Source organism: Mycobacteriales bacterium (assembly GCA_036497565.1).
Classification (GTDB): domain Bacteria; phylum Actinomycetota; class Actinomycetes; order Mycobacteriales; family QHCD01; genus DASXJE01.
Genome location: DASXJE010000136.1, coordinates 1 through 2,454 on the forward strand (window position 1 = coordinate 1; position 2,454 = coordinate 2,454).

Sequence of the window (2,454 nt, forward strand, 5' to 3'; positions counted from 1 at the left end):
CTCGACCAGAACGTGCTCTTCGTCGACGACGGCGACGTGCTGACCTCGGCCGGCGCGGCCGCCGGGATCGACCTGTGCTTACACCTCATCCGACGTGACCTCGGCAGCAGCGTCGCCAACACCGTCGCCCGCGCCTGCGTCGTCGCGCCCTGGCGGGAGGGCGGTCAGGCCCAGTTCATCGAGGCGCCGGTGCCCGATGACGGGGACGCGTCGACCGCACCGACCCGGACCTGGGCGATGGAACGGATCGACACCGGTCTCACGCTGGCGAGTATGGCCAGACACGCCTCGATGAGCATCCGGACGTTCACCCGCCGATTTCGCGACGAGACCGGCACCAGCCCGAACCAGTGGCTGACCCGCCAGCGCGTCGACTACGCGCGGCGCCTCCTGGAATCAACCGACCTGCCGGTCGATCAGATAGCCCACGCCGCCGGCCTCGGTACCGCGGCGTCATTGCGCGGCCACCTACGGACGTCGATCGGTGTCTCACCCAGCACCTATCGCCGCACCTTCCAGGTGCAGACGAGTCGGCCGCATCGAGATGACCATGGACTCCTGGTTGACCAGTGAACTACCGGAGAGGACTATCTCCCCACGCCCCAGACCCCGGCCCGTGTCACTGACATGCCCAAGGGGTGAGGACAGTGCAGCAAAGCACCGCGGTCGCGTTGCGTGGCGTTCTGGTCACGATCACCGGCTCGACGGACACAGCATCGCTGGCCTCGCTACGCGAACAGATCGACATTGCGTCCCGCGGCCGCGAGTTCCTGGCGGTGGACGTGTCGGCGGCTACTCCTGGCAAACCTGAGCTGTTCGAAGTACTGGCCGACGCGATGACACGGTTACCCGCGCGGCTGCTCGTCATCGGCCTGCGCGAGGAGGTACTCGCCTGCCTCGACGAGGCGACATTGTGGGCGGTGTTCGCCCTCTACCGGGCAGGACTCGAGCGGTCGTCACCGAGCCGCCTCAGCGGTGCTCTGGTCCCCGGATGAGCCGGGCTCGGCCAGCGGCGGAGCGCACCAATACCTGAGCGGGTGAGCAGTATGGCGACGCAGTACCCCTACGAGCGAGCGCCGGCGCTCGATGTCGGCGACCGGGTCGTCGCCGCCGAGCACCTGGGCGGGTTCCTGCGACCGCAGGTCCGAAGCGGCACTCGTGGAGTGATCACAGCACGCACTCCTGACGGACAGTTCCTGGTCGCCTTCGTCAACGGACGATCCCACTGCGTCACGGCGGCACAGCTCCTGCTGCTGGACCTCTACGGCCCGCGATAGCAAGCGACGTCCGACGCGCGGGTCGAGAGAGGTGCGGTGCCGGCCGTCAGGCCATGGCCAGACCCTGGTACTCGGCGTGAACGACCGCCGAGGAGTCGGACGGTGCCGGCATGGACCGCGGGTCGGAATGACCTGAACCGACGATCCGCAGGACCTCCCGCATGCTGATGATGCCCACGAGGCGACAGTTGTCGACGACAGGTACCACGCTGGTCCCCGCGACGAGCATCAACGATACGAGCTCAGCCAGTTCGTAGTCCGGCGGAGCGATCAGCGGAGTCCTCGACATCACTTCACCGACCGTCGTCGGGATCCGTTCCTGGCCCGTCCTTGCGCGTTGCCGGGTGGCGCAAAGTTGATCACGCGCGAGGTCGGCTTCGGTGGTGATGCCCACGACGGCACCGTCGTCGTCGAGTACCGGTAGCGCGCTGAGACCGCTCCGGGCCAACATCGCCGCCGCCTCGAGGATCGAGGTATCGGCTTTGACCGTGGTCACCGGTGACGTCATCACCTCAGAAGCGGTCAGGGCACCGCGGGACCGGGGATTCACAGCGACGCACGCCAGGCCGAGCTGATCCTCGTGATACTGGCGGGGGCAACGCATCCGCTGATCTGGTGTGGGGCTCATGGAGCTCCTTCCCGACGTCGGCCGGCCTGTAGCGTGTGCAGCCGGCAGCTCATTCCAGTCCTGTGGATACGGCTGTCGGGACCCGCGGGACGACAACGCAGTCGTGGTCCGCCGGAGCCCGGGCGGCCGAGGGGCTGGTCCAACGACACGTCGGAGGATCGAGAACCGATCTCCGCTGATCTGCCTGTACGAGACGGTAGACGACCCGTGATCATCGACGGCTAAGACCCGATGAATGTCGTGTAAACCGGCGAGCCGAGGGTCACTCAGCCCTGCCGTGGGGCTGTCTCGCCGGAACACTCGCGGCTCCGTCAACCGGGGTCAACCGGGCAACAGCGAGCGGGCGCCCCGAGCCTCGCTGGCTCGGCGGTAGATTTTCGCGGCTTCCTGTGCCGGTCGCGTGGCTTCCTCGGTGCGCCCCAGGCTTCGCAACCGCTTGGCGAGGTTGTGCAATGACGATGCCAGCGCGGCCTGATGGGTGTCGGGGTCCCGCCGGACGAGATCGCGGCGGATCCGTACTGCTTCCTGGGCGTGACCGATAGCTTCTTC

General features: G+C 67.6%; 5 protein-coding genes. 3 read left to right on the plus strand and 2 right to left on the minus strand.

The genetic code is table 11. The annotated features are described in order from the left end of the window. The 3 genes from VGH85_11675 to VGH85_11685 form a co-directional block, all read left to right on the plus strand. Positions 1–573: helix-turn-helix domain-containing protein (locus tag VGH85_11675; protein ID HEY2174456.1), on the plus strand; the 573-nt coding region annotated here is incomplete at its 5' end. Positions 574–647: 74 nt separating this feature from the next. Beyond that, on the plus strand, positions 648–995 hold the full coding sequence (locus VGH85_11680) for a hypothetical protein (protein ID HEY2174457.1): 348 nt from the start codon (positions 648–650) through the stop codon (positions 993–995). 51 nt (positions 996–1,046) lie between these two features. After that, entirely contained in the window at positions 1,047–1,277 is a 231-nt protein-coding gene (locus VGH85_11685; GenBank protein HEY2174458.1) for a hypothetical protein, read from the plus strand. Between the two features lie 46 nt (positions 1,278–1,323). Here VGH85_11685 and VGH85_11690 read toward each other — a convergent pair whose 3' ends face one another. Both VGH85_11690 and VGH85_11695 read right to left on the minus strand, forming a co-directional pair. Beyond that, positions 1,324–1,905, minus strand: a complete 582-nt coding sequence (locus VGH85_11690) for a CBS domain-containing protein (protein ID HEY2174459.1) — start codon at positions 1,903–1,905, stop codon at positions 1,324–1,326. 321 nt (positions 1,906–2,226) lie between these two features. Beyond that, positions 2,227–2,454, minus strand: a 228-nt coding sequence (locus VGH85_11695) for a tetratricopeptide repeat protein (GenBank protein HEY2174460.1), incomplete at its 5' end; no start/stop codon positions are given.